Source organism: Caballeronia sp. LZ001 (assembly GCF_031450875.1).
In the GTDB taxonomy this organism is placed as follows: domain Bacteria; phylum Pseudomonadota; class Gammaproteobacteria; order Burkholderiales; family Burkholderiaceae; genus Caballeronia.
Genome location: NZ_JARTVX010000004.1, coordinates 4,334,823 through 4,358,881, shown reverse-complemented (window position 1 = coordinate 4,358,881; position 24,059 = coordinate 4,334,823). Strand labels below are relative to the sequence as shown.

The 24,059-nt window shown below is 63.3% G+C and carries 22 protein-coding genes; 11 read left to right on the top strand and 11 right to left on the bottom strand.

Annotated elements, in window-relative coordinates; all coding sequences use genetic code 11:
* Positions 1-3: 3 nt before the first annotated feature.
* From P9292_RS31435 to P9292_RS31410, 6 genes are all read left to right on the top strand, one after another.
* The gene (locus P9292_RS31435; RefSeq protein ID WP_250492579.1) at positions 4-930 is read left to right on the top strand and encodes a UDP-2,3-diacylglucosamine diphosphatase; all 927 of its coding nucleotides are present in this window, start codon (positions 4-6) and stop codon (positions 928-930) included.
* Between the two features lie 28 nt (positions 931-958).
* Positions 959-1,990, top strand: coding sequence for a glycosyltransferase family 1 protein (locus tag P9292_RS31430; protein WP_244825637.1), 1,032 nt, complete (start codon positions 959-961; stop codon positions 1,988-1,990).
* Positions 1,987-2,529 carry a diacylglycerol kinase gene (locus P9292_RS31425; protein WP_309962871.1) on the top strand — a complete coding sequence of 181 codons (543 nt, stop codon included), beginning with the start codon at positions 1,987-1,989 and terminating at the stop codon, positions 2,527-2,529. The genes P9292_RS31430 and P9292_RS31425 overlap by 4 nt, the downstream gene beginning before the upstream one ends.
* Positions 2,530-2,675: 146 nt before the next feature.
* Entirely contained in the window at positions 2,676-3,416 is a 741-nt protein-coding gene (locus P9292_RS31420; protein WP_309962869.1) for a TetR/AcrR family transcriptional regulator, read from the top strand.
* Complete coding sequence (locus P9292_RS31415; protein WP_250465199.1) at positions 3,416-4,000, top strand: TIGR00730 family Rossman fold protein; 585 nt, start codon at positions 3,416-3,418, stop codon at positions 3,998-4,000. The genes P9292_RS31420 and P9292_RS31415 overlap by 1 nt, the downstream gene beginning before the upstream one ends.
* 22 nt (positions 4,001-4,022) lie before the next feature.
* Complete coding sequence (locus tag P9292_RS31410) at positions 4,023-4,769, top strand: SDR family oxidoreductase (protein WP_309962868.1); 747 nt, start codon at positions 4,023-4,025, stop codon at positions 4,767-4,769.
* 421 nt (positions 4,770-5,190) lie between these two features.
* Here the strand turns inward: P9292_RS31410 and P9292_RS31405 are convergent, their stop codons facing one another.
* From P9292_RS31405 to sugE, 6 genes are all read right to left on the bottom strand, one after another.
* Complete coding sequence (locus P9292_RS31405) at positions 5,191-5,790, bottom strand: DUF924 family protein (protein WP_309962866.1); 600 nt, start codon at positions 5,788-5,790, stop codon at positions 5,191-5,193.
* Positions 5,787-6,518 (bottom strand): alanyl-tRNA editing protein, encoded by a 732-nt coding sequence (locus P9292_RS31400; RefSeq protein ID WP_309962864.1) that lies wholly within the window; start codon positions 6,516-6,518, stop codon positions 5,787-5,789. Before P9292_RS31400 ends, P9292_RS31405 begins: the two co-directional genes overlap by 4 nt.
* 96 nt (positions 6,519-6,614) lie before the next feature.
* Positions 6,615-7,037 (bottom strand): group II truncated hemoglobin, encoded by a 423-nt coding sequence (locus P9292_RS31395; protein WP_244825648.1) that lies wholly within the window; start codon positions 7,035-7,037, stop codon positions 6,615-6,617.
* A 21-nt stretch (positions 7,038-7,058) separates the two neighbouring features.
* Positions 7,059-9,548, bottom strand: coding sequence for an FtsX-like permease family protein (locus tag P9292_RS31390; protein WP_309964244.1), 2,490 nt, complete (start codon positions 9,546-9,548; stop codon positions 7,059-7,061).
* A gap of 110 nt (positions 9,549-9,658) precedes the next feature.
* Entirely contained in the window at positions 9,659-10,297 is a 639-nt protein-coding gene (locus tag P9292_RS31385) for a DUF4126 domain-containing protein (RefSeq protein WP_244825650.1), read from the bottom strand.
* A gap of 324 nt (positions 10,298-10,621) precedes the next feature.
* Positions 10,622-10,942: a quaternary ammonium compound efflux SMR transporter SugE gene (gene sugE / locus P9292_RS31380; protein ID WP_309843626.1), complete on the bottom strand. Its 321-nt coding sequence runs from the start codon at positions 10,940-10,942 to the stop codon at positions 10,622-10,624.
* A gap of 220 nt (positions 10,943-11,162) precedes the next feature.
* Between sugE and P9292_RS31375 the strand changes: the two genes are divergently transcribed.
* The gene (locus P9292_RS31375; protein ID WP_250465204.1) at positions 11,163-12,623 is read left to right on the top strand and encodes a cytochrome ubiquinol oxidase subunit I; all 1,461 of its coding nucleotides are present in this window, start codon (positions 11,163-11,165) and stop codon (positions 12,621-12,623) included.
* Positions 12,624-12,643: 20 nt separating this feature from the next.
* A complete protein-coding gene (gene cydB / locus P9292_RS31370) occupies positions 12,644-13,651 on the top strand; it encodes a cytochrome d ubiquinol oxidase subunit II (RefSeq protein WP_309962862.1) in 1,008 nt (335 codons plus the stop codon).
* A 14-nt stretch (positions 13,652-13,665) separates the two neighbouring features.
* Here the strand turns inward: cydB and P9292_RS31365 are convergent, their stop codons facing one another.
* From P9292_RS31365 to P9292_RS31355, 3 genes are read right to left on the bottom strand one after another with little or no spacing between them, the layout of a single operon-like run.
* Positions 13,666-14,130 (bottom strand): hypothetical protein, encoded by a 465-nt coding sequence (locus P9292_RS31365; protein ID WP_309962860.1) that lies wholly within the window; start codon positions 14,128-14,130, stop codon positions 13,666-13,668.
* 47 nt (positions 14,131-14,177) lie between these two features.
* Positions 14,178-14,750, bottom strand: coding sequence for a peroxiredoxin (locus tag P9292_RS31360; RefSeq protein WP_250465207.1), 573 nt, complete (start codon positions 14,748-14,750; stop codon positions 14,178-14,180).
* A 52-nt stretch (positions 14,751-14,802) separates the two neighbouring features.
* A complete protein-coding gene (locus P9292_RS31355; protein ID WP_244825657.1) occupies positions 14,803-16,098 on the bottom strand; it encodes an EAL and HDOD domain-containing protein in 1,296 nt (431 codons plus the stop codon).
* Positions 16,099-16,516: 418 nt separating this feature from the next.
* Between P9292_RS31355 and P9292_RS31350 the strand changes: the two genes are divergently transcribed.
* Both P9292_RS31350 and P9292_RS31345 read left to right on the top strand, forming a co-directional pair.
* Complete coding sequence (locus tag P9292_RS31350) at positions 16,517-18,463, top strand: bifunctional diguanylate cyclase/phosphodiesterase (protein ID WP_309962858.1); 1,947 nt, start codon at positions 16,517-16,519, stop codon at positions 18,461-18,463.
* Positions 18,464-18,566: 103 nt separating this feature from the next.
* Positions 18,567-20,036, top strand: a complete 1,470-nt coding sequence (locus tag P9292_RS31345; protein WP_309843636.1) for an HDOD domain-containing protein — start codon at positions 18,567-18,569, stop codon at positions 20,034-20,036.
* A gap of 10 nt (positions 20,037-20,046) precedes the next feature.
* On the opposite strand, the gene P9292_RS31340 is transcribed toward P9292_RS31345, so the two are convergent.
* Together P9292_RS31340 and P9292_RS31335 are read right to left on the bottom strand one after the other, a co-directional pair.
* Positions 20,047-20,490 (bottom strand): hypothetical protein, encoded by a 444-nt coding sequence (locus P9292_RS31340; protein WP_250509255.1) that lies wholly within the window; start codon positions 20,488-20,490, stop codon positions 20,047-20,049.
* A gap of 277 nt (positions 20,491-20,767) precedes the next feature.
* Positions 20,768-22,432, bottom strand: coding sequence for a methyl-accepting chemotaxis protein (locus P9292_RS31335; protein WP_309962856.1), 1,665 nt, complete (start codon positions 22,430-22,432; stop codon positions 20,768-20,770).
* A gap of 288 nt (positions 22,433-22,720) precedes the next feature.
* Here P9292_RS31335 and P9292_RS31330 point away from each other — a divergent pair, with 288 nt between their 5' ends.
* A complete protein-coding gene (locus P9292_RS31330; RefSeq protein WP_250509257.1) occupies positions 22,721-23,992 on the top strand; it encodes an MFS transporter in 1,272 nt (423 codons plus the stop codon).
* Positions 23,993-24,059: the final 67 nt, after the last annotated feature.

Below are 24,059 nucleotides of genomic sequence, written 5' to 3'. Positions count from 1 at the left end.
CCCATGACCTTCCACTCGACCGTCACGCAGGCAATCGAAGCGTCTTCCGCTTATCGTTTTCGGAGCGCCGATCTGCGCGGCGCGACGCATGAAGCCGCCCTGCCGCTGCCGGCGAACCCGGGCGTCGACGACGACAGCGAATCCTCCAGTGCGCCTCAACGCTATCGCGCGATCTGGCTGTCGGACATCCATTTGGGCTCCGGCGGCTGCCAGGCGCCCTATCTGCTCGATTTTCTGCGCCACAACGAGTCGGAGTATCTGTATCTCGTCGGCGACATCATCGATGGCTGGCAACTGAAGAAAGGCTGGTTCTGGCCGCAGGCGCACAACGACGTCATTCAGAAAATCCTGCGCAAGGCGCGCAAGGGCACGCAAGTCGTCTATATCCCCGGCAATCACGACGAAGCCGCGCGCCAGTACTGCGATCTCGCGTTCGGCGACATCCACGTGCGCGGCGAAGCCTTCCATACGACGCTCGCGGGCAAGCGTCTTTGGATCGTGCACGGCGATCTCTTCGACGGCGTGATCCAGCATGCGAAATGGCTCGCCTATCTCGGCGACACCGCCTACACGATGATCCTGCTGCTCAACCGCTGGTTCAATCGCGTACGCACGAAGCTCGGCTTCGACTACTGGTCGCTCTCGCAGTATCTCAAGCATCAGGTCAAAAACGCGGTCAACTTCATTTCGCAGTTCGAACGGGTCATGACCGACGAAGCTCGCCGCCGCGGCTGCGATGGCGTGGTGTGCGGGCATATCCACAAGGCCGAGATACGCGATATCGACGGCATTCTCTATTGCAACGACGGCGACTGGGTGGAGAGCCTCTCCGCGCTCGTCGAGACCCAAGACGGCGAACTGAAGATCGTCTACTGGACCGTCATGCACTCCCCGGAAGCGCAACCGAACCGCGTGCGCGCCACCGTCTGAACCGCATCCTCACCCGAGCCGAAATCCGATGAAAATCATGATCGTCACCGATGCATGGGAGCCGCAGGTCAATGGCGTCGTGCGCACGCTCACGCAGACGAGCCGCGAACTCACGGGCCTCGGGCATCGCGTGGAATTGCTCACGCCGCTCGAGTTCAGAACCATTCCGTGTCCGACTTATCCCGAGATTCGCCTATCATTGATGCCGGGCCGGCACGTGGCGAAGCGTATCGACGAATTCGCGCCGGACGCACTGCATATCGCGACCGAAGGCCCGCTCGGCATGTCGGCGCGTGCCTATGCGCTGCGTCACAAACTGCCGTTCACGACCGCTTATCACACGCGTTTTCCCGAGTACGTGAAAGCGCGCTTCGGCATTCCACTCGCCATGACTTATCGGTTTCTGCACTGGTTTCATCGGCATTCGCAGGCGGTGATGGCGCCTACTCCGGTCGTCAAGCACGACCTGGAACAGTACGGCTTCACCAACGTCGTGCTGTGGACGCGTGGCGTCGATCTGGACATCTTTCATCCGATGGACTCTAAGGTGCTCAACACCGCGCGGCCCATCTTTCTGTATGTCGGGCGCGTGGCCGTGGAAAAGAACGTGGAAGCGTTTCTGAAGCTCGATCTGCCCGGCTCGAAGTGGGTCGCGGGCGAAGGACCGGCGCTCGCGGAACTGAAGTCGCGCTATACGAACGTCAACTATCTCGGCGTGCTCTCGCAGACGGAACTGGCGAAGGTCTACGCCGCCGCCGATGTCTTCGTGTTCCCGAGCCGCACCGATACCTTCGGCCTCGTGCTGCTCGAAGCGATGGCCTGCGGCACGCCGGTCGCCGCGTATCCGGTCACGGGTCCCATCGACGTGCTAGGTGAACACGGTCCCGGCGCGCTCCATGAAGATCTGCACGAAGCCTGTCTGCAAGCGCTCAAGATCGAACGCGCCGATGCCCGCGCGTGGGCCGAGCGCTTCTCGTGGCGCGCGGCCTCCGAACAGTTCGCCTCGCATTTGCGCCAGGTCGAACCACGCGCGCCGAGCACCGACCGGGCGGCCGCATGACGCGAAAGAGGCTCGCCGAGCAACGCGCCGAAGCTCACGCCCGTGCGGCGCCTCGTCCGCTCGAGTCCAAGCGCGATGGCGACGTCGAAGCCAATGCGGAAAACGAACCGCTAGGTCCCGACGATCCGCTCGCGCCGCTGCCCTTCAACCCGTATAAGGGGAATCGCGGTTTCACGCGCGCCTGGCACGCGATGAAGAACTCGCTCAACGGTTTTCGCGTCGCCATTCGCGAGGAAAGCGCGTTTCGTCAGGAACTCACGCTCGCCGCGATTCTTCTGCCATGCAGTCTTTTCGTGCCGGTGGCGCCCGTCGAGCGCGCGGCGCTGATCGCATCCGTGCTGCTCGTGCTCATCGTCGAATTGCTCAATTCGAGCGTGGAAGCGGCTATCGACCGCATCTCGCTCGAACGTCACGAACTCTCGAAGCGCGCGAAGGATTTCGGCAGCGCGGCCGTGATGGTCGCGCTCGGCGTTTGCCTAATTACGTGGGCGTTGATTCTCTGGCCGGTCGTGTCGAATTGGCTCGCTCGTATCCCATAAAAGATGAATGTCACCTGAAACGCAGCACTGTCGCGCCGAACGACCGGTTTATAATCGTCCGACATTCTCAAAAATAGCAACGGAAACCGGTCGCGCGAACGTTTTGGAGTTTCGAGCGCCGCCACCGGAAGCCAAGGTCGGACGACATGGAAGCCAAACCTCCCCGCCGTACCCGCGAACGGATTCTCGAGCTGTCGCTGAAGTTGTTCAACGATATCGGCGAGCCGAACGTCACCACCACGACGATCGCCGAGGAAATGGAAATTAGTCCAGGTAATCTGTACTACCATTTCCGGAACAAAGACGACATCATCAACAGCATCTTCGCGCAGTTCGAGCAGCAGATTCAGAAGCGCCTGAAGTTCCCGGACGATCATCGTCCGACCATAGATGAAATGTGGTCGTACTTACAGTACATGGCCGATTTCCTGTGGGCGTATCGCTTTCTCTATCGCGATCTGAACGATCTGCTCGCGCGCAATCGCACGCTCGAAACGCACTTCAAGCAGATCATCACGCACAAGGTGCGCTTTGCCAGCCAGCTATGCGAAGCGCTCGTCGCCGATCAGGAAATGGTCGCGACGCCGGCGGAGATCGAAGTCATCGCGACCAACATGGGCGTGATCTCGACCTACTGGCTTTCGTACCAGTACGTGATGAACCCGCGCAAGTACAACGATCAGGAAGCGATCCGCACGGAGTTGCATCAGGCGAGTCTGCATATCATTTCGATCATGGCGCCGTATCTTCGCGGACGATCGCGCCAGCTCTTCGACGACCTCGTGTCCGGTAAACTGCCGAAGCGCCAGTACGCCGACTTCCTGCCGCCGCGCGAGGAAGCGCCGTCGGGCGCGCCGAAGAACGTAACACCGAGGGATTCCCGATAATGAAGGCTGTTTGTGTCTATTGCGGCTCCGCCAGCGGAGCCCGCCCTGTGTATGCCGAAGCGGCCAAGGCGTTCGGCCGCGCGCTCGTCGAGGCCGACCTCTCGCTCGTGTATGGCGGCGGCCGCGTCGGTTTGATGGGCCTGATCGCCGATGAAGTGCTCGCCGCCGGCGGACGCGCAATCGGCGTCATTCCAGAGTTGCTGCTTGCGAAGGAAGTGGGCCATACGGACCTCACGGAACTGATCGTCGTGCCCGACATGCACGAGCGCAAGAAGCGCATGGCCGATCTCGCGGACGCGTTCGTCGCGATGCCCGGTGGTGTCGGCACTTTCGAGGAATTTTTCGAAGTGTTCACGTGGGCGCAGCTTGGTTATCATCAGAAGCCTGTTGGCCTGCTGGACGTGAACGGCTATTACGACCCGCTCATGGCCATGTTGCGCCATACCGTCGACGAAGGCTTCATGCGCGAGCAGTATCTGGAACTCATACAGATTGCGCGCGAGCCCGGCGAGATGATCACGAAGCTGCAGCACTACACGCCCCGCACGCTCGACAAGTGGAACGAAAAGCGCGACGCGGTTTGATCCATTCCTAACGGTCGACACGATGTCCAAAGTCATCCTGATTACGGGCGCGAGCCGCGGCATCGGCCGCTCGGCAGCGCTGCTCGCGGGCGCGCGCGGCTGGTCGGTCGGCGTGAACTATGCGAATAACGCCAGTGCCGCCGATGAAACCGTCGCCGCGGTGCAAGCCGCTGGCGGCAAGGCGATCGCCATTCAGGGCGACGTGTGCGACGAGGCGGCGATCATCGCGATGTTCGATGCCACCGAGAAGGCGTTCGGCAAGCTCGATGGCGTGGTGAATAACGCGGGCATCGTCGCGCCTGGCTCCATGCTCGCGGACATGGATAGCGAGCGCATGAAACGTATTTTCGATACCAATGTGCTCGGCGCGTTTCTTTGCGCTCGTGAAGCGGCGCGGCGGCTTTCCACTTCGCGTGGTGGCAAGGGCGGGTCGCTCGTGAATGTTTCTTCGGCGGCCGCCAGATTGGGCGGCCCGGGGGAGTATGTCGATTATGCGGCTTCCAAAGGGGCTATCGATACACTCACCATCGGGCTTTCCAAAGAGCTCGGGCGCGAAGGGGTGAGGGTCAATGCCATTCGGCCCGGTCTCATCGAGACCGAGATTCACGCTAGTGGTGGTAAGCCCGATCGGGCTCAGGTGCTGGGTGGGCAGACGCCTATCGGGCGCGCCGGGTCCGCCGATGAAGTCGGCGAGGCTATCGTCTGGCTGCTCTCCGATGCCGCTTCTTATGTCACCGGGGCTTTGATCGATGTCGCCGGTGGGCGGTGAGGTGCTTTCTTTTTTTCTTTTGCTGCGTTTTGTTCAGTAGCCGCCTCCCCGGCGGAGGGGTAACTTTCTTTGCTGCTGCAAAGAAAGTTACCAAAGAAAGCAGCTTAGGAACCGGCTCCTGAAGCACAGCTGGTTCCCCGCTATTTACCACAAACCCTTTGAGCACTTCCCCTTTCTCACGCTCGTAGTCGTTCGCAGCTCATGATTCTCTTCGAACGCTTGCCCTGCAATGGGCCGTTGTCTGCGAATTTTTTTGTCACCTCTCCGCAGTTGATGACCTTCTTTGCGGCCCGCTGATCGAAGCCTTGTCTTTGCGCAGTTCTACTCGAGCACTCACGTTGATTACCGGTCTTAGTGCTCTTCGGACCTCCAAGCCACGCCTTTCTGACTCGCTGCGCGCAATCATCGGGTTCGCCTCCCTCTAAAAGCCGCCGCGTGTCATCAGCCACGTTTCTTCGTCCTTCGTCGTCGGCCTGCCCAAAATTCGGTTGCGATGCGGAAAGCGCCCGAATCGTTCGATGACTTCCGCATGCTTCATCGCCGATTCATGGAAGCTCGTCACGCCCTCTTCTTGCTCTAATTTCCCAAACAATTCAACCGCGCGAAGCTGGCTCTCCATCGTCTCGTCATGCTCGAATGGCATATACGCAAACGCACGATGGTATGCATCGGCCAAGCGCAAATCATCGCCGGAATCGACCAGCGCTTTCGCCAACGCCAACGCACGCTCGTCGCCCGCAAACGCGCGCGGCGTATGCCGATAACAATTGCGCGAAAACTGGTCGAGCAGCACGATCAGCGCAAGCGCACCCGAAGGCGTGCGCTCCCATTCACGCAAACCGCCCGACAGCGCTTCTTCGAGCACCGCGCCGAAGCGCTCGCTGATCTGCGCATCGAAGGCAGGCTTCTTTTTCCACCACAGCTTGCGTTCCGTCCCGGCCTCAGGCGAGCCGACCGCGCCGAACCAGAATTCGAGTATCGCGCTCGCGCGCGAATCGAGTGCTTCCGCTCGCGCGTTCAAACCAGCTCCAGCACCAGTCGCCGCGTGCGCGCGCTCTTCTTCTCCAGCTTTGCAATCCGCAAGCCGCCGATCTCGCCCGTATTACGCACATGTGTGCCGCCGCATGGCTGCAAATCCACGTTTTCGATGCGCAAAAGGCGCACGCGGCCAAGGCCCATCGGTGGCTTTACGCTCATCGTGCGGACGAGTTCAGGGCGCGCGGTCATCTCGTCGTCGGTGATCCATTCGGTATTCACGTCGTGCGCGCCGCCGATCAGTTCCGCCAGACGCGCTTCCACGCGCTCACGTTCGATAGGCTCGACCGTCGCGAAGTCGAGGCGCGCATAGTCTCTCGTGATGCTGCATCCATCCACCGGATACGGCAGTACCGCGCACATCAAATGACTCGCCGTATGCAGCCGCATATGCCGATACCGCCGCTCCCAGTCGATCTCCGCGCTCACTCTGTCGCCAACCTTCAAAAGCGAAAGCGCTTCTTCCTGGCCGGGCGCGGGCACATGCACGGCGTCGTCGGGCGTGGCGCCTTCAAACTTCGCCTTGCGCGTGTCGGCAATGACGATCTTCGTGCCGTCGGCAAGCGTCAGCGTGCCCGCATCGCCGGCCTGGCCGCCGCCGAGCGGATAAAACACGGTTTGATCGAGGTGCATGCCCATTTCGTCGATAGCCGTGACGCTCGCCTCGCACTGTGTGCGATAAGCGTCCTCGCGAAAGAGTGCGCGTGTGCTCATGTCTTGTCCTTGCAATGTTTCGTGGGGCGGCAAAAAGCCGTTCCGCAGATCATGCCGCACGCGCCGCTGCCTTGGACCGATACAAAAGCGCGCGAATCAGCCGGGCCGGTTGCGCATCCAGTCGGCGGTATCGAAGAAAGAGGTGAGAAGGCGCTCGCGCAAAGGCTCGTCGAGGCCGATGTCCTGCATCGCCCACGCCATGCAGCGCAACCATTGATCGCGCTCGGCCGTTGCAATGGCGAACGGCATATGCCGCGCCCGCAAACGCGGATGGCCGAAGCGGCTGATGTAGTGATCCGGTCCGCCCATCCAGCCGCACAGAAACCAGAAGGTCTTGTCGCGGGAGTTGTCGAGTGTCGGCGGATGCAGCGCGCGCAAGCCCGCGAATTCAGGTTCGAGGTCCATCAGATCGTAAAAGCGATCGACCATCGCGCGCAGACGTTCCTCGCCGCCGATCAGTTCGAACGGCGTGGGCTTTTGGACTTCATCGTCGGAAGGTTGGGAATTGACTTCGCTCATTGCTTTTGGACAACAGAAAACTCAGGCGTCGCGCAGCGATTGCAAGGCCGGACGCGCCAGCACGCGCCGCAGGCTCATCCAGCCGCCGAGCGCCGCGCAAGCAACGCCCGCGACGATGCCAACCGGCACGAGCCACGGGTTGAACTCGATATGAAACTCGAACACGCGCGATGCAAGCACGTAACCGATGCCCTGCGCACCGAGCGCCGCCATCAGGCCGGACAACGCGCCGACCGCGACAAACTCGGCGACCTGCACCGAACGAATCTGCCGATGCGATGCGCCCAAAGCCCGCAATAGCGCCGACTCGCGCATGCGTTCGTCGCGCGTGCCGGCAAGCGCCGCGTAGAGCACCAGCACGCCGGCCGCGAGCGTGAAGATGAACAGGAACTGCACCGCGCCGATCACCTGGTCGAGCGTGCGCTGAATCTGCGCGAGGATCGGCGCGGTATCGATGGCGGTCACGTTCGGATAGGCGGCGACGAGGCCGTCGATGGTGCGCGCCTGTTCCGGCGGCAGATGAAAACTCGTGATGAACGTCGCGGGAAGGTCGGCCAGCGTCTCGGGCGGCATCAGCACGAAAAAGTTGACCTTGAACGAATTCCAGTCGACCTTGCGCACGCTCGTCACCGGCGCCTCGACCGGCATGCCGGCGACATCGAAACGCAGCGTGTCGCCCATCTTCACGCGAATGGTCTTCGCGATGCCCTCTTCTATCGACACCGCCGGCTGCGCGTTCTTGCCGAACCACGTGCCCTGCGTCACGCGGTTATCGCCCGGCAATTCGGTGGTGTAAGAAAGATTGAATTCGCGATCGACGAGCCGTTTTGCATCCGGCTTGTCGTAGCTGTCCGGATTTACCGCCTTGCCATTGATGGCGACGAGACGCGCGCGCACCATCGGCGAGAGCGTGGCATCGGGTTGGCCATGCCCATGCAGATACGCGAGCACGCCTTCGCGCTGATCCGGCTGGATGTCGATGAGAAACTCGTTGGGCGCATCCGGCGGCGTGGCGGCGCGCCAGCCCTTGATGAGGTCGTCGCGCGTCATCGCTATCAGCAACAAACACATGAGGCCGATGCCAAGCGCCGTGATCTGCAACGCGCTCGCGCCGCTGCGCCGTTCGAGCGACGCCAGCGCATAACGCCAGCCCACGCCCGCGCGGCTCTTTTCCCGCCGCACGAAGCGCGCCGCCGCCCACAACGCCGCGCGCGCGATCACGCCGAAGATCAGGAGGCCGGCCGCGAATCCGCCCGCGACGATGCCGCCGAGCTTCAACTCGCCCGCCGCGACGATGAGCAACGCCGCGAACAGCACGACGCCGACGCCGTAGGCCGCATAAGCGACGCGCTTTGCATCGCCGAGTTCACGGCGGATCACATGCACAGGCGGCACGCGCGTGAGCGGCAAAAGCGGCGGCAGGGCGAAGCCGAGCAGCAGCACGAGGCCCATCGCAATGCCTTGCAGCGCGGGCCAGACGGAGGGCTGCGGCAAATCGACATCGACGAGCGAGCCCAGCCAGTTCAGCAGCACGAGATGGCCGCCGAAACCGAGCACGACGCCAAGCGCGCTGCCGATCACGCCGATCGCCAGGAATTCGTTCAGAAACAACGCGCGCAGCGTGCGCTGACTGACGCCCAGGCAACGCATGGTGGCGCAGCCGTCGAGATGCCGCCGCGCAAAACGATGCGCGGCCATGGCGATGGCTACCGCCGCGAGCATCGCCGTCAGCAGCGAAACGAGCGTGAGAAAGTGGCTCGCGCGATCGATGGTCTGCCGCACTTGCGGCTGCCCGTCCGACAGCGATTCGAGTCCGACGCCGCGCAATTTGCCGCCGTCGGTCTTATCGCGGGCGAATTGCGCGAAGCGCTCGATCTGCGCATCCGGTCCCGCGACCAGCAAGCGGTAAGTCACGCGGCTGCCGTAGCCGAGCAATCCCGTGGCGGCGATTTCATCGGCGCGCATCATGAGGCGCGGCGAGAAGTTGACGAAGGAAAAGCCGCGATCCATCTCGCGCGTGATGATGCCCGCCACCTTGAACGTGCGCGTGCCGACCTTCATCGTGCCGCCGGGCTGCGTTTTCAGCGCATCGAGCAGGGAGGCATCGACCCAGACGGTGCCGGGCGCGGGAATGCCGTTGACGGGCGCGTCGGGCTTGCCGGGCGCGGACGCGATACGCAGCGCGCCACGCAGCGGATAACCTTGCGTCACGCCCTTGATCGCCGCGAGCCGCGAGGCGGGCTGCGCCGCGGTCGAGCTGATCATGCTCGGGAAGATCGTGGTCCCGGCGGTTTCGAGGCCGAGCGACCTGGCTTGGTCGGTGAACATCGCATCGACGGGATGATCCGAGCGCACGACGAAGTCCGCCGCGATCATCTGACGGCCGTCGCGCACGAGCCCTTGACGCATGCGGTCGGAGAGAAAACCGACGCTCGACAGCGCCGCCACCGCCAGCACCAGCGCGAGCAGCAGCATGGTGAGTTCGCCCGCGCGCCAGTCGCGCGCGGTCATGCGCCACGCCTGACGCGCGGTCTGCAGAAAATCGAGCCGGACGGGAGGATGCGTGCGGTCGGCTTTGAGCGCGGCCTTGGAGGGAGTGGAGTCGTTGCGCGCCGCGGTGCTCAATCGTGCTTGCTCCGCAGGCTCGTGATCGACGTTTGCGGCGCGCCGCTGCCGGGCAGCATGTGCTTGGCCATGCGCGATATGCCGCCGTGCACGCCGCGCACGAGGCGCGGCAGCGCCCAACCGGCGATGACCAGGAACGCAATCAGCATGACGAGGAACAGCACCGGCACGAAGAGCGCGAGCGTGATGCCGAGCAGCACGCCGATGTCTTCCGTCGCGGATGCCGCCCAGTTCGACACCGGTTCGGGCGAGAGATTGATCAGCGCGCGCGTGCCCGCCTTGGCGAAATGCGAGGCGCCGGCAAGCGTTCCGCCCGCCAGCGCCGCGATGGTGAGCATGGCCGGATCGGCATGACCGAGCGTGCCGGCGGCGAGCACGGCGCCCGCCGGAATGCGGATGAACGTGTGAATGGCGTCCCACAGCGAATCGAGCGCGGGAATCTTGTCGGCGAGAAATTCGACGACGGCGAGCACCGCCGCCACGCCGATCACCCACGGCGAACCGAGCACCGCGAGCGAATCAGGAAGATGGATGAGACCGATGCGTTCGAACAGACCCGCGATAAAGACCGTGAGATACAGGCGCAACCCGCTCGCCCATGACAGGCCCGCAGCGAGCGAAAGTGACTCAAGCATTGCCGCCTCCTTGGTGCGCCAGCAACCCGGCCAACCGTGTGCGCCGGTCTGAACGTCGCTTCTTTCCAGCCCGGATGCCGGAAGAAGCCGCCCATATCAACGAGGATATCGAAAAAAGCCTCGTGACGCAGGCGGAAAGATAAAACGGTGCGGCTCGCCGAGTGATGTTATCTGCAATCGGAGATTGCTGAAAATCGGAAATGCCTTCAGACCATTATATCCATGCAAAAGGAAGCGGTGCAGCAAGGCATCCGGCGAATGCCGCCCGAAGTGCGCTGCCGCTCGCACCGGCGACCATTGCGGTGGCGCCGGTGCAACAGCGCGTCAATGCCCGGACGAGAGCTTGAGTCCGACAAGCCCCGCGACGATCAGCGCCGCGCTGCCGATACGCGCCGCCGTCAACGCCTCGCCCAGAAACACGATGCCGAAAATAAACGCGCCGACCGCGCCGATTCCCGTCCAAACAGCGTAAGCGGTGCCGAGCGGCAACTGGCGCATGGCCATGGCAAGCAAGACGAAGCTGCCGATGGCCGTCACCAGCGTGAACACCGACGGCCAAAGCCGCGTAAAGCCTTCCGATGACTTGAGCCCGGCGGCCCATGCCACTTCGAGCAAACCGGCGATAAAAAGAAGAATCCAGGACATGGTGACTTCCTCGAAGGAACGGGGCCGTCCCCGGTAACAAGAAGCGCGCGCGGTCGTCCACGCGGCGAAAGCAGACCGTAATTATACCGATTTGGTGCAGCAAGGCTTTTCGCTCCTCGTGCCGAGCGATGTAAAACCGTGTATTAATGGAGCGCGCGCCACCAGTGTGCGACCGTGCACCCTTCGCCCCGCCCTTTACAGAAACACAAAAGGAGCGCTCATGGATGTCGATTCGGTCCTGCTTTCACGTTTCCAGTTCGCCTGGGTCGTCGCGTTCCACATACTGCTGCCCGCGTTCACGGTCGGCCTGTCGTGCTTCATCGCGACGCTCGAATTCAACTGGTGGATCACCAAGCGCGATGTCTACCGGCGCCTGTCCGCGTTCTGGCTGAAAATTTTCGCGGTGTCGTTCGGCATGGGCGTGGTGTCGGGCATCGTCATGCCGTTTCAGTTCGGCACCAACTGGAGCCGTTTCTCCGATGCCACCGCCAATGTCGTCGGCCCGCTGATGGGCTACGAAGTGCTGACGGCGTTCTTCCTCGAATCGGCGTTTCTCGGCGTGCTCCTGTTCGGACGCAAGCTCGTGCCGCAATGGGCGCACGTCATGTCCGCGATTTTCGTCGCGGCGGGCACGGTCATCTCGTCGTTCTGGATTCTCGCCGTCAATAGCTGGATGCAGACGCCGCAAGGGCATCGCATGTTGCCGGACGGCCGCTTCGAAGTGGTGAGCTTCTTCGACGTGATCTTCACGCCGTCGTTTCCGTACCGGCTCGGGCATACGGTGAGCGCGTTCCTCGTCACGACGGGCTTCGTCATTCTCGGCGTCGGCGCCATGTATCTGCGGCAAAAACGCGCTGTCGAGGAAAGTCGCGTGATGCTCAAGATGTCGCTGATCTTTCTTATCATCATGGTGCCGATCCAGATGGTGATCGGCGATTCGCACGGTCTGAACACGCTCAAATATCAGCCCGCCAAGCTCGCGGCGATGGAAGGTCTGTGGGAAACCGGCTCGCGCGTGCCCGCGAATCTCTTCTCCATTCCCGACGAAAAGGAAGAGCGCAACCGCTTCGAGATTTCGATTCCCGTGCTCGGCAGCCTTTACCTCACGCACGATCCGAACGGAGTCGTGCGCGGGCTGAAGGACTTTCCGCGCGAAGACCGCCCGCCTGTCGCCGTGGTGTTTTTCGCTTTTCACATCATGGTCGGGATCGCGCTTCTGATGTTCGCGCTCGTGCTGTCGGGCATCGTGCTGTTCGCGCGCGGCAAGCTGGAACAAAGCACGCGCTGGCTGCGTTGCGCGACGTTCGCCATGCCGCTCGGCTTCATCGCGGTGATCGCGGGCTGGACCACCACCGAAGCGGGCCGTCAGCCGTGGACCGTGTATGGCATCCTGCGCACGCGCGATTCCGTCACGCCCTCGCTCACCACCGCCGACGTCGGCCTGTCCTGGGCGCTCTACATGCTGGCTTATCTCGTGATCTTCGGCGCGGGCTTCGTGCTGTTGCGGCGGCTCGTGCGCATCGGCCCGACCGACGCGTCGCGTGACCATGAGAACGAATCGCTCGATACGAAGACGCGCGCGGCGCGGCCGCTGTCGGCGGTATCCGCGGTCACGGCAGGCGGCGACGGCGGCGCGCGCACGGCGAATCGCGACGACGTCGTCCCGCCGCATCGCCCATAACAAGTCAACAGGAGACCGCGATGCTCGATCTCGTGCCTTTGTGGGCCGCCATCCTCGCGCTGGCCGTGTTCATGTACGTGCTGCTCGACGGCTTCGATCTGGGCGTCGGCATGCTGTTCCTGCTGCGCCGCGATCCCGACGAACGCAACTTGATGATCCACTCCGTCGCGCCGGTGTGGGACTTCAACGAAACCTGGCTGATCCTCGGCGGCGGCGGCTTGTTCGCGGTGTTCCCGCTGGCCTTCGCGATCATCGTGCCGGCGGTCTACTTTCCGATTCTCTTCATGCTGCTCGGGCTGATCTTTCGCGGCGTCGCGTTCGAATTCCGCGAGGTCGAGGGCGCGCGCCGATGGCTGTGGGATGGCGCGTTCGGCTACGGCTCGCTCGTCGCGACCTTCGCGCAAGGCACGGTGCTCGGCATGTTCATCCAGGGCTTTCCGATCCACGGCCGGCAGTACGCCGGCACGAGCTGGAACTGGGTGGCGCCGTTTCCGCTACTCGTCGGCGTCGGGCTGATCTTCGGCTATGCGTTGCAGGGCTCGACCTGGCTCGTGCTCAAGACCGAAGGCGAGTTGCAAGCGTGGGGTCGCAAGATGGCGCGTCATGCGCTGCTCGGCGTGATCGCGTTCATCTTGCTGATCAGCCTGTGGACACCGCTGAAAGATGCGCGCATCGCGGCGCGCTGGTTCGGCTTTCCGCAGAGCTTAGCGTTCACGCCCGTGCCGGTGTTGACCGCGCTCCTTGCGTGGACGTTGTGGTCGAGCTTGCAAAAAGGCCGCGAAGTGCTGCCCTTTCTGTGCTCCGTGGGCCTCTTCTTTCTCGCGTTCACCGGGCTCGTGATCAGCTTGTGGCCGTTCATTGCGCCGCCTTCGGTGACGCTGTGGGACGCATCGGCCGCACCGTTATCGCATCAGTTTCTGCTGATCGGCACGATGTTCCTGCTGCCGGTCATCATCATCTACGTGATCTGGTCTTACTGGGTGTTTCGCGGCAAGGTGCGCGGCGATCTCGGCTATCACACGCAATAGCCGCTTGGTCATGACTAAAGCTTTTGGCGCGTGGCGAGCGTGAGGATGCGCGTCCACTTGCGAGCATCGGCCGGATCGCTGATGGGCAGACGCCATTCGGGATGTTTCGAATCCGCGACGGTGAGGACGACCGCGTTGCCCTGCTCCTCGCGCGCGCCGCGCAGATCGGCAAAGATATAGCTGCCCGTCGCTTCGCCCACGCGCACTTCCAGGAGCCGCTTGCCCGCGGCAAGCCGCAAGCCGCCCCAGTCGCGTTTGAGTTCGTGAGTCCAGTCGCCACCAGCCGAGCGCGGAATGTTCGCCGCGACCTCACGGCGCCGCGCGAGCCAGTAAGCGACGCCCGCCGCGATTGCCGCGGTCGCCACCACCGCCACGCCGACTGCGACAGCAAGCCCGAAGTGCGCGTGCAGCGCGTTGAACGACCAGACCGCGCCATAGATGAGCGCGACGAGAACCGCGAGTGCGACAACGATCGGCATCTGACTTCACACCTTGTTCTTTGAACGACGAATACGGAACGACAAGCTCATTGCGCCTTGTGTTTTGCGTTCCAGTCACGCAAGGCCTGCAAGGTATTCGCGACATGCTGATCCGGCGAAAGGCTCGTGTATTCGTAGATCACCTTGCCGTCCGGCGCGATCACGTAGGACACGCGATTGGCCATCGAACTCTTCATGGGCAGCGAGGCGTCGTAGGAGCGGATGATCTTCGAATCTTCATCCGCCGCGACCGGGAACTTGCTGCGGCACTCGCTCACGGAAAACTTCTTGAGCGTGTCGATGTTGTCGTGCGACACACCGATCACGGTGGCGCCCTGCGCCTTGTATTGATCGACCGCCTCGGCGAATTCGTGCGCTTCGATCGTGCAGCCCTTGGTGAACGCCGCCGGATAGAAGTACAGGACGACGGGGCCTTTCTTGAGCGCGTCGGCGAGCGAATACTGATACACATCGCCGCCAAGCGATGCCTGGGCGACGAACGACGGCGCGGCGTCGCCCGGTTTGAGCGTGGCGCTCGCGGCAGTCGAATACACCACGGCCACGCAAGCCGCGGTTGCGGCGGCCAGGCCGGCGACGGTCGCCAGAATCTTTTTCTTCATATGCACTCCGCTTGAGGGCAGCAAAAATGTCGCGAGACGAGCGGCAAGCGCCTCAGCCTTGCGCCTCGTCCTGATCCAGCCGGCTCTCGGTGAACCACGCCGCCGCTTCGACCTGCATTTGCGAGAGCGTGGCGGGCGTGAGTTCCGCGAGCGCGGGATCGGCCAGCCGGCTTGCATCGATCGCGGCGGCATCGCCCTGTTCGGCCGCTTTCGCGATGGCCAGCAGCGCACCGAGCGCGCCCTCGCCTTCGAGGATCGCCGAGCGGATCTCCGCCGTGAGGTGAAGCTTATCGACAATTTCTTCCGGCTGCATGCCGAGCACGACATGCACGAGCGAAAAGATGCCCGTCATGAAGGCGGCATCGGCAAAAGGCTCGTCATCCGGGCGCAGCACGCCGGCCGCAAGTTCCATGAAGCGCGCGCGCGTGCCCACGAGTTGGAGGAGCGGGTCCGAGCGCCACGGCAGACCGCTGCCGTCCGCGTAGAGCAGCAGTTGGGTCCAGCGCATCAACTGACGTGTGCCTGTCGACGCGATGGCCTCGCGCAACGACGACACGCGCCGTCCGCGCGCATGCGCGCTGGAATTGGCCAGACGCAGCAGTTGCACGACGATGTCCGGATTGCGCTTGAGTTCGGTCTCGAGCTCGCGCAAGGCCGGGTCGCCGCCGAGCACGGCGAGCAACCGCAGCAGCGCACCGCGCGCCGGACTCGCGCGCCTTGCCGAGAGCACTTGCGGCCGTGCGAAGAAATAGCCCTGAAAGAAGTCGAAACCCAGGCGCTTGGCTTCCTTGAAGTCGTCGAGCGTCTCGACCTTCTCGGCGACCAGCAACTTGCCGCGCGTCTTGAGCGTCGTGGCGAGCTTCGGCAAGTGCGCGCGGTCGGTGGACAGAAGATCGATCTTGACGATATCCACGGATGGCAGCGCGGCAAGGAGCGCGTCGTCCAGACGGATGACATCGTCGAGAGCCAGGCGAAAGCCTGCGTTACGCAACTGGCCGCAGCGCCGGAAGATGGACTCGTCGAACTCGATGCTCTCCAGCAATTCGAGCACGAAGCGCTCGGGCTGCATGATGTGGACAATGTCGTCGAAGAGCAATTCGCGGCTCATGTTGACGTAGCCGGGATGATCGCCCAGCACGGCCGACACGCCGATCTCGCCGACCGTGCGCGCCACCACGTGCGCGGTGGCCTGCACGTCGTCCGCTATGCGGGCGCGATTGTCGGGGCTGTCGCGAAACAGCAATTCGTAGGCAGCCAGCGCGCCGTCGCCGTCGAGAATGGGTTGACGGCCGACATAGACACTGTGTTCGCGCCGGGAGGGCGCGGGCTTTAGCGGGGAATCGGCCATGACGGGAAGCTCGGAAGTGCCCAGCACGCTGCCTCGCAAACGAGGCGAGCCGGCAATCTATGGTGGGTCATGGGATTGAACAACTCAAGCGAATTTTCCGGTCGACGGTCAACGGTCTTGCAAGCGGACATCGCCGCCGGCACTGCAGGTGCCATCGAAGGTGCCATCGAAGGTGGCATGATACGCAAGTTTTGTACGACAAATAACCTCGACGCGTTAGGCCATACAGCGCGGCACCGTCGCTCCAGCTAAAGAAACCGTCCCATGGGCCGATAACTCGCCTGATAGAACGTGTCGCGCGTGTGCCGGCACGTACCCGACGAGAGCGTCCGCAAGACGTTTTCGAGCGCCGCAGTGTCCCCTCGCCGTTGCTTATTCGGCTGCGGAACACCGGCGCCACGCACCACTCGACCACAACATGCAAGCGAATCGGATCACCGCCTCCCGCCGCGCACCGTGGCGCATCGTTCGCGATGCGCTCGGCCGCGCATGGCGAAGCGCTATGGCGAGCCGCCGCGAAGCCGTGAGCGCCGCGCCCGGCGTCGCCGCCGTGCAAGCGCAGGCAAAAGAGCCGGTACAGCCGGAAGCACAAACGCAAGCACGCGCGCCCGCTTCTTCGAGCGCAGTCGCGGCGCATGGCTTCGACAAGGATCAGTCGGTGCTCATGCTGGCGCTCGGCGCGGTCGATTTCCTCGCGCAACTCGACGATGCCCTGCGCTTCCGGCAGGTGTCGGACGCGAGCATCGAGTTCATCGGGTATCACCGCGACTATCTGAGCATGCTGACGCTGCACGATCTCGTGCCGTCCGAGGAAGCCGACGAACTGCACGCGCTCATTGCTCGCGCGCGAGCGAGCGGCAAGCTCGAATCGGCGACGCTCAACGTGGTGAAGTCGTTGACCATTCCGATCTGCGTCGAGTTGCGGCTCATGTCCACCGCCGCGCTCGGCACGCCGGGCTTCGCGCTCGCCGCGTTCGATGTATCGCACTGGCGCGAGCGTGAGGATTCGCTGCAACACGCGCTGCATCACGATGCGCTCACCGGACTCGACAACGCCGCCGCGCTCGATACCGCCATGAGCGCAGCGCAAGCCGAAGCCGAACTCACGCGCACGCAGGCGGCGCTGCTCGTGCTCGATATCGACGATTATCAGCGGATCAACCGCGCGCTCGGTTACGACACCGGCGACGACATGTTGCGCGAGACGGCGCGGCGCATTCAGCACACCGTCGCGCCGGGCGAGCGCGTGGCGCGCATTGCGAGCGACGAGTTCGCCGTGCTGCTGCCCGCCGGCACCACGCTCGAAGCCGCCGAAAGCCACGGCAAGCGTCTGCTCAACGCGATTGCGCAGCCGTATCGGCATCGCGGGCAGCATACGCATTTGTCGGCGAGCGTGGGTATTGCGATGTACCCGGATCACGCCGCGCTCGCGGACAAGCCCGTCGAGCGCAACGGCAAGCACGGCGTTCAGGCGAGCCTGTTGCGCATGGCCGATCACGCGCTCGCGCAGGCGAAGGCCGCGGGCGGCAACACGCTCGTGTTCCACGCACCCGACGACGACCCCGCCGACGCCGAACGCCTCAAGCTGGAAGCCGAGCTCTACGAAGCGGTGCGCAACGGCGAATTCTCGCTGTACTTCCAGCCGATCACGAAGATCCGCACGGGCGCGGTGGTCGGCGTGGAAGCGCTGATGCGCTGGAATCATCCGCTGCACGGGCTCGTGCCGCCGACGGTGTTCATTCCGCTCGCGGAGTCCATCGGTCTCATCAACTATCTGGGCAACTGGGTGTTGAAGGCGGCGTGCATGCAGCTCGCGCAGTGGGACGCCATCGGCATCCGGCTGGATTACGTGGCGATCAACGTGTCGCCGCAGCAGTTCCGGGACAAGCGTTTTGCCTCGGCGGTCAAGGAAGCGCTGGCGCTGACGGGCATCGACGCGCGCCGCATCGTGCTCGAAATCACCGAGAGCGTTCTGATGCGCGATCCCGAGGAAGCGACTTGCCTGCTTGAAGCGCTGACTTCGGTGGGCATTCGCTTCGCCGTCGACGACTTCGGCACCGGCTATTCGAGCCTCGCCTATCTGCAGCGGTTTCCCTTGTCGAAGCTCAAGATCGACCGGAGCTTTGTCGAGAACCTGATTACGTCGCGCAACAATCGTGCGATCGTGAGCGCCGTGGTCGGGCTCGCACAATCGCTCGGGCTGGAACTCGTCGCCGAGGGCGTCGAAACCGAGGAGCAGCGCGACCTGCTCGCCGAGATGGGCTGCGACCATATTCAAGGCTGGCTGATCAGCCGCGCGCTGCCGTCCGACGAGCTGGCGTCGTCGTTCCAGTCGCATTCGCTGGTGCTGCACGAGACATTATGAGAGAAGGCGTGTTCGTGTTCTAATCGAACGACACGTCATGAGAAAGAAGGCTGCGAGGGCCGATTGGAATCGATCCTCGCGCAACGAAGGGTTCTTATCACGGATGGCAGTCAAGGCCGAAATTATGGACAAGCTGTGGGCGCGCATGAGCGAGCGCGGGGATTTCCCCATGCTGTCTCAGGCGCTGCGCACGACCGTGTCCGCGATGAGCGATAACGACCTCGACTTCACGTCCCTCGTGCAAGTGGTGCTGTCGGACTTCGGCCTCACGCAGAAGGTGCTGCGTCTCGCCAATTCCGCGATGTACGTGGCCTTCGGCGGCAACATCACCACCGTCACGCGCGCGCTGATGGTGCTCGGCATGGACGCCGTCGGGCATCTCGTGGTCGGGCTCAAACTCGTCGATCACTTTCATCACAGTGCGCCACGCCGTATCGACGCCAAGCTGGAACTCAACCGCACCTTGCTCTCCGGCGCGGTCGCGCGGCAGATCACCGAGCGCACTGATCTGCGTTCGGCGGAAGAAGCCGTGGTCTGCACGCTGATGCGGCAGATCGGCAAGCTGCTCGTCGCGTTCTATCTCGAACACGAGTGGGATCAGTTGCGGCGCAAGGCGGCGGCGGACAACATCAGCGACAGTCACGCGTGCGCCGCGCTGCTCGGCGTGACCTTCGACGAAATCGGCATGGAAGCGGCCGACCGCTGGCGCCTGCCCGAGACGATCCGCGCCGGCATGCAGGCGAGCGACCCTGAAGCGCCGCCCGACGAAAACGTGCCGAAGCACGTGCGCTGGCTGCAGGCCGTCACCAACTATTCGACCGAAGTCGCCGACGCGCTCACCGCGCAGCATGTCGAAGCGAGCGGCCGCGAGTCCTTGCTCGTCGATATCGCCAATCGCTATAGCGACGCGCTCAGCACCGACGCCGCGACGCTCGCCTCGATGAGCCTCGCGCTTGCCAGCGAAGAAGGCGGCGACTCGGTCATGCGGGAGATCAGCGAACTGCAGGCCAATGCGGATGCCATCGCGCGGGCGGGAATATCGGCGGAAGCGCGCATTGGCGCGAGCCTCGAAGACTTGCGCTCGTTGCCATCGAAGAATGCACTCGCGCCCGTGCTTGCGCTTGCCTCCGAAGCCGTGCTCGCGGGGCTCGGCTTGTCGCGCGCGGTGGTATTCGTGCGCCAGGCCGACAACGAATTCCAAGCGCGGCTGGGACTTGGCGCCGGCGTCGAAGCGATCCTGCCCGAGCTGCACTTTTCCGCCGACTTCAAGCCCGACGTGTTCCATCTGGCGATCACGAATCCGGTGGGCATCTTTATCGAGAACGCGCACGATCCGCGTATCGACGCACGCTTGCCGCGCTGGTACAAGGAGACGCTCGGCGAGGCGCAGGCGTTCGTGCTGCTGCCGGTGAAGTCGGATGCATCGACGGTCGCGCTCGTCTACGGCGACTGGACGCATCCGCAACACGTGCGCAAGATCGCGCCATCGGAAATGAGCGCGCTGAACGAACTCACGCGCGAACTCAGCCGCTTCTTTTCCAGCGCGAACTGGAAAGAAGTCGAGCTGATCTGATTCCTCCTTCCTATTCGCGCTTCAGAATAGCCACGACCTGCTCGCCATATGGGACGAGATAGCCGCCGTTGGCGCGCTGCCAGGCGAGCGCGTCGGCTTCGTTGGCGAACCAGTTGCGCTCGAAGTCGTTGAACGCGCCGGCATCGAGCCGGTATCGGTCGATGCGCGCGGCGGGTTCTGTGTCGATATCGTTCTTGCAGGCGTCCCAGCTTGAATAACCGAGTTCGTTGGCGAGCATGGCGAGCACGTGCTTGAGTTGCAGCGCGTCGCGCTTCGCGTGGAGATCGGTGAGGCGCGAGGCGCGCGTGATGTCGGCGGATTGCAGCCGTCGCAACACGGGCAGCGCGGCGCTCGAATCGCCATCGCGCGCCTGACGCAAGAGCCGCCGCGCGTGTTCGCGCAGATAGTCGCTATTCGAAGCGGGAGGGGAAATTGGACAGGATGTGGACCACATGACGTTGTTCCTTTGTTTGCGCCGTTCTCGCGTGCGGCTGAAAAGGTTCGACGTTGCGGTTCGTGACTCGGGCGCGTTGACTGCGCTTTGGACTGCAAGGCGTGGCAGGTGTGGATGACTTTCGCGAGAATGGGCGCCCTGCCGGCGCCCGAGTTCGCGGATTTTAGCTTGAGGTTGCGACTTTGAGCAAGCGCGAAGAGTACGCGTACTCAACGATTGCGCTTGCCGTGCAAATCGGGTCGAGGGGCTTCTTCACCGTCACCCGACGCCACGCGAATCAGGCAAGTTGGAACTTCCCGACCAGCGCATTCAAGCCCTTCGCCTGATCGTCGAGCGATTGCGCCGCCGCGGCCGCCTCTTCCACCAGCGCCGCGTTCTGCTGCGTGCCCGCATCCATCTGCGCGACGGCGTGGCTGATCAGTTCGATGCCCGTCTTTTGTTCCGCCGATGCCGCCGAAATCTCGGCCATGATGTCGGTCACGCGCCGCACCGCGCGCACGACTTCTTCCATCGTCGCGCCCGCTTCCTGCGCGAACGACGAGCCGTCCGACACGCGCGCCACCGATGTATCGATCAGGCTCTTGATCTCCTTCGCCGCCGCCGACGAACGCTGTGCAAGACTGCGCACCTCGCCCGCCACGACCGCGAAACCGCGCCCTTCCTCGCCCGCGCGCGCCGCTTCGACCGCTGCGTTCAACGCCAGAATGTTGGTCTGAAACGCGATGCCCTCGATCACGCCGATGATGTCGCCAATACTTTTCGCGCTCGCATCGATCCGCTGCATGGTTTCGACCACGCGGCTCACTACCGCGCCGCCCTTCTCCGCAATCGCCGACGCGTTGTTGGCAAGCGTGCTCGCCTGCATCGCGTTATCGGCGTTCTGGCGCACGGTCGACGTGAGTTGCTCCATGCTCGAAGCGGTCTTCTCGAGCGCCACCGCCTGTTCCTCGGTGCGGCGCGACAAGTCGACATTGCCCGTCGAAATCTCGCTCGATGCCGACGCGATAGCCTGCGCGCTCACCGCGATCTCGCCAACCGTCGACGACAGGCCCGCCTGCATCTCCGACAAAGCCGCCAGCATGCTCGCGTCATCGCGACGCGCAAGCACGATGCGATTGGCCAGATCGCCCGAGGCAATGCGCCGCGCGATATCCATCGCGTAAGCCGGCTCGCCGCCGAGTTGTTTCGCGAGCCGCCGCACGACCCATTCGCTCACGGCGATAGCCAGCCCGAGCAGCGCGAGCGTCAGCACGGAGACCATCACGAACGAAGAATGAAAGATGAACGCGGCGGCATCGATGGTCGCCTTTGCGGCCGCGCCGCGCCGCGCGACGAGTTCATCGACCATCTTTTCGAGCTTGCCGGTCTCGACCAGCAGCGAAATGTCCTGCGTGCCCACTTGCCAGTTCATCTGCGAAAGATCGAGCGGCTGCTCCTTCACGAGTTTCACGAAGCCGCGCACGTTGCCACTCCACGCGGCAAGCGCCGTGTCGAAACGCTTTTGCTGCGCGAGTGCGTCTTGGTCCGCGTGATCGACGTATTGCGCGAGTTGTCCCTGTTCCTTGCCGATGGCCGCGAGCGCCTCTTCGATCTGCGCGCCGAGATCGTCGCGCTCTTTGGCGGTCGTCGCGGTGAGCAGCATCTTTTGGGAACGGCTCGCGCGCAGCAGATAGCCACGCGTTTCTTCCGCCGCGCGGCTCGCGACGACGCCCTGCGTGTAAATGGATTCGGTCGCGCCGTTTAGACGGCTGATCTGCATCAGCGATATCGCGCCGATGGCAAGCGTTCCTGCAAGCACGAGTCCGAAGGCAAGACGCAGCGTCGCCTTGACGCTCAACCCTCGCCTGGCGGAATCGGCCGCGCGTGGATGGTTGCTGGCGGCGTCCGGCAGGAAGGCCGCGTCGCTCGTTGCGCGTACGCCGCGTAGCGAGAACAGTTTCATGGTTGATCCCCGAAGTGTTTGCTAGACGGCCGCGTCTATCGCGCGGCACGTCTGTATCGCTGGTCTACGGCAAACATTTGGCTTTCTTTAATCCGATTGTGTACGGGCGTTCGTCTCTCGCGTGGCCGCCGAGAACACACCGACGATGTCCGATTCGCGACGAACCTTGGCAGGACAACGACTCGCGGACAGCCTACACTTGTCAGAAATTCAGCTTGCGCATAAATGTCGCAGGCGAATACAAGAATTGGGACAACCGTTTTTTCCACGCGTTTTACGCCATCCACCATGCAAACAAGTATCGATAAAGGCGCGTTTCCGCCTTCGGGCAGCGCGTCGGTCGCCAGTACCGCGACTGCGGGCGCGTCACCGGCCACCACGCCTGCCGTTCAGCGCACCGTGTATTCGGTGCTGGGCGCGGTCAGCTTCGCGCATCTGCTGAACGACATGATCCAGTCGCTGATCCTGGCGATCTATCCCATGTTCAAGAGCGAGTTCTCGCTCTCGTTCGGGCAGATCGGCCTGATTACGCTGACTTATCAGATCACCGCATCGCTTCTGCAGCCGCTCGTCGGGCTCTACACCGACAAGCATCCGAAACCGTGGTCGTTGCCGGTCGGCATGGGTTTCACGCTGTCTGGTCTCTTGCTGATGTCGGTGGCGGGCAACTTCGGCACTTTGCTGATCGCGGCGGCGCTGGTTGGCTGCGGATCGTCGGTGTTTCATCCGGAATCGTCACGCGTTGCGCGCATGGCGTCGGGCGGCAGGCACGGCCTTGCGCAATCGCTCTTTCAGGTGGGCGGCAATGCGGGTTCGTCGCTCGGGCCGTTGCTTGCGGCGCTGATCGTGATTCCGCACGGACAACGCAGCATTGCGTGGTTTTCGGTCGCGGCGCTCGTTGCCATGTTCGTGCTGGCGAATATCGGCCGCTGGTACAAGCGTCATCCCGCGACGAAGAAGGGTCGCGGACAGGCTGCGCATCATTCCTTGCCGCGTCAAAAAGTCATGATGGCGATGAGCGTGCTCGTCCTGCTCGTGTTCTCGAAGTACTTTTACCTGGCGAGCATCACGAGTTACTTCACGTTTTATCTGATCAGCAAGTTCGGCGTGTCGGTGCAGAGCGCGCAGATTCACCTGTTCGTGTTTCTGGCGGCGGTGGCGGCGGGGACGATCATCGGCGGGCCGGTTGGCGACAAGGTCGGGCGCAAGGCGGTGATCTGGGTATCGATTCTCGGTGTCGCGCCGTTCACGCTGCTCATGCCTTACGTGAATCTGTTCTGGACGGGCGTGTTGTCGGTGATCATCGGGCTCGTGCTGGCATCCGCGTTTTCGGCCATCCTGGTCTATGCACAAGAGTTGATTCCCGGCAAGGTCGGGATGGTGGCGGGCCTCTTCTTCGGCTTTGCGTTCGGCATGGGCGGCGTGGGCGCGGCAGTGCTCGGCCATCTCGCGGATGTGACGAGCATCGACTTCGTTTATAAGCTCTGCGCGTTCTTGCCGTTGATCGGCGTGCTGACGGTGATGTTGCCTAAGATGAGCGAGGAGCGGGTGAGGGCTTGAGGTTTAACAGGCCGTAATTCCCTTTAACGGGCGCGTCGATGCTTCGAGAGATCACGCCCCCGGTGTG

Coding starts and splice junctions, on each gene's coding strand:
- P9292_RS31435 (WP_250492579.1), top strand. CDS start 4: ATGACCTTCCACTCGACCGTCACGCAGGCAATCGAAGCGTCTTCCGCT.
- P9292_RS31430 (WP_244825637.1), top strand. CDS start 959: ATGAAAATCATGATCGTCACCGATGCATGGGAGCCGCAGGTCAATGGC.
- P9292_RS31425 (WP_309962871.1), top strand. CDS start 1,987: ATGACGCGAAAGAGGCTCGCCGAGCAACGCGCCGAAGCTCACGCCCGT.
- P9292_RS31420 (WP_309962869.1), top strand. CDS start 2,676: ATGGAAGCCAAACCTCCCCGCCGTACCCGCGAACGGATTCTCGAGCTG.
- P9292_RS31415 (WP_250465199.1), top strand. CDS start 3,416: ATGAAGGCTGTTTGTGTCTATTGCGGCTCCGCCAGCGGAGCCCGCCCT.
- P9292_RS31410 (WP_309962868.1), top strand. CDS start 4,023: ATGTCCAAAGTCATCCTGATTACGGGCGCGAGCCGCGGCATCGGCCGC.
- P9292_RS31400 (WP_309962864.1), bottom strand. CDS start 6,518: ATGAGCACACGCGCACTCTTTCGCGAGGACGCTTATCGCACACAGTGC.
- P9292_RS31395 (WP_244825648.1), bottom strand. CDS start 7,037: ATGAGCGAAGTCAATTCCCAACCTTCCGACGATGAAGTCCAAAAGCCC.
- P9292_RS31390 (WP_309964244.1), bottom strand. CDS start 9,548: ATGACCGCGCGCGACTGGCGCGCGGGCGAACTCACCATGCTGCTGCTC.
- P9292_RS31385 (WP_244825650.1), bottom strand. CDS start 10,297: ATGCTTGAGTCACTTTCGCTCGCTGCGGGCCTGTCATGGGCGAGCGGG.
- sugE (WP_309843626.1), bottom strand. CDS start 10,942: ATGTCCTGGATTCTTCTTTTTATCGCCGGTTTGCTCGAAGTGGCATGG.
- P9292_RS31375 (WP_250465204.1), top strand. CDS start 11,163: ATGGATGTCGATTCGGTCCTGCTTTCACGTTTCCAGTTCGCCTGGGTC.
- cydB (WP_309962862.1), top strand. CDS start 12,644: ATGCTCGATCTCGTGCCTTTGTGGGCCGCCATCCTCGCGCTGGCCGTG.
- P9292_RS31365 (WP_309962860.1), bottom strand. CDS start 14,130: ATGCCGATCGTTGTCGCACTCGCGGTTCTCGTCGCGCTCATCTATGGC.
- P9292_RS31360 (WP_250465207.1), bottom strand. CDS start 14,750: ATGAAGAAAAAGATTCTGGCGACCGTCGCCGGCCTGGCCGCCGCAACC.
- P9292_RS31355 (WP_244825657.1), bottom strand. CDS start 16,098: ATGGCCGATTCCCCGCTAAAGCCCGCGCCCTCCCGGCGCGAACACAGT.
- P9292_RS31350 (WP_309962858.1), top strand. CDS start 16,517: ATGCAAGCGAATCGGATCACCGCCTCCCGCCGCGCACCGTGGCGCATC.
- P9292_RS31345 (WP_309843636.1), top strand. CDS start 18,567: ATGGCAGTCAAGGCCGAAATTATGGACAAGCTGTGGGCGCGCATGAGC.
- P9292_RS31340 (WP_250509255.1), bottom strand. CDS start 20,490: ATGTGGTCCACATCCTGTCCAATTTCCCCTCCCGCTTCGAATAGCGAC.
- P9292_RS31335 (WP_309962856.1), bottom strand. CDS start 22,432: ATGAAACTGTTCTCGCTACGCGGCGTACGCGCAACGAGCGACGCGGCC.
- P9292_RS31330 (WP_250509257.1), top strand. CDS start 22,721: ATGCAAACAAGTATCGATAAAGGCGCGTTTCCGCCTTCGGGCAGCGCG.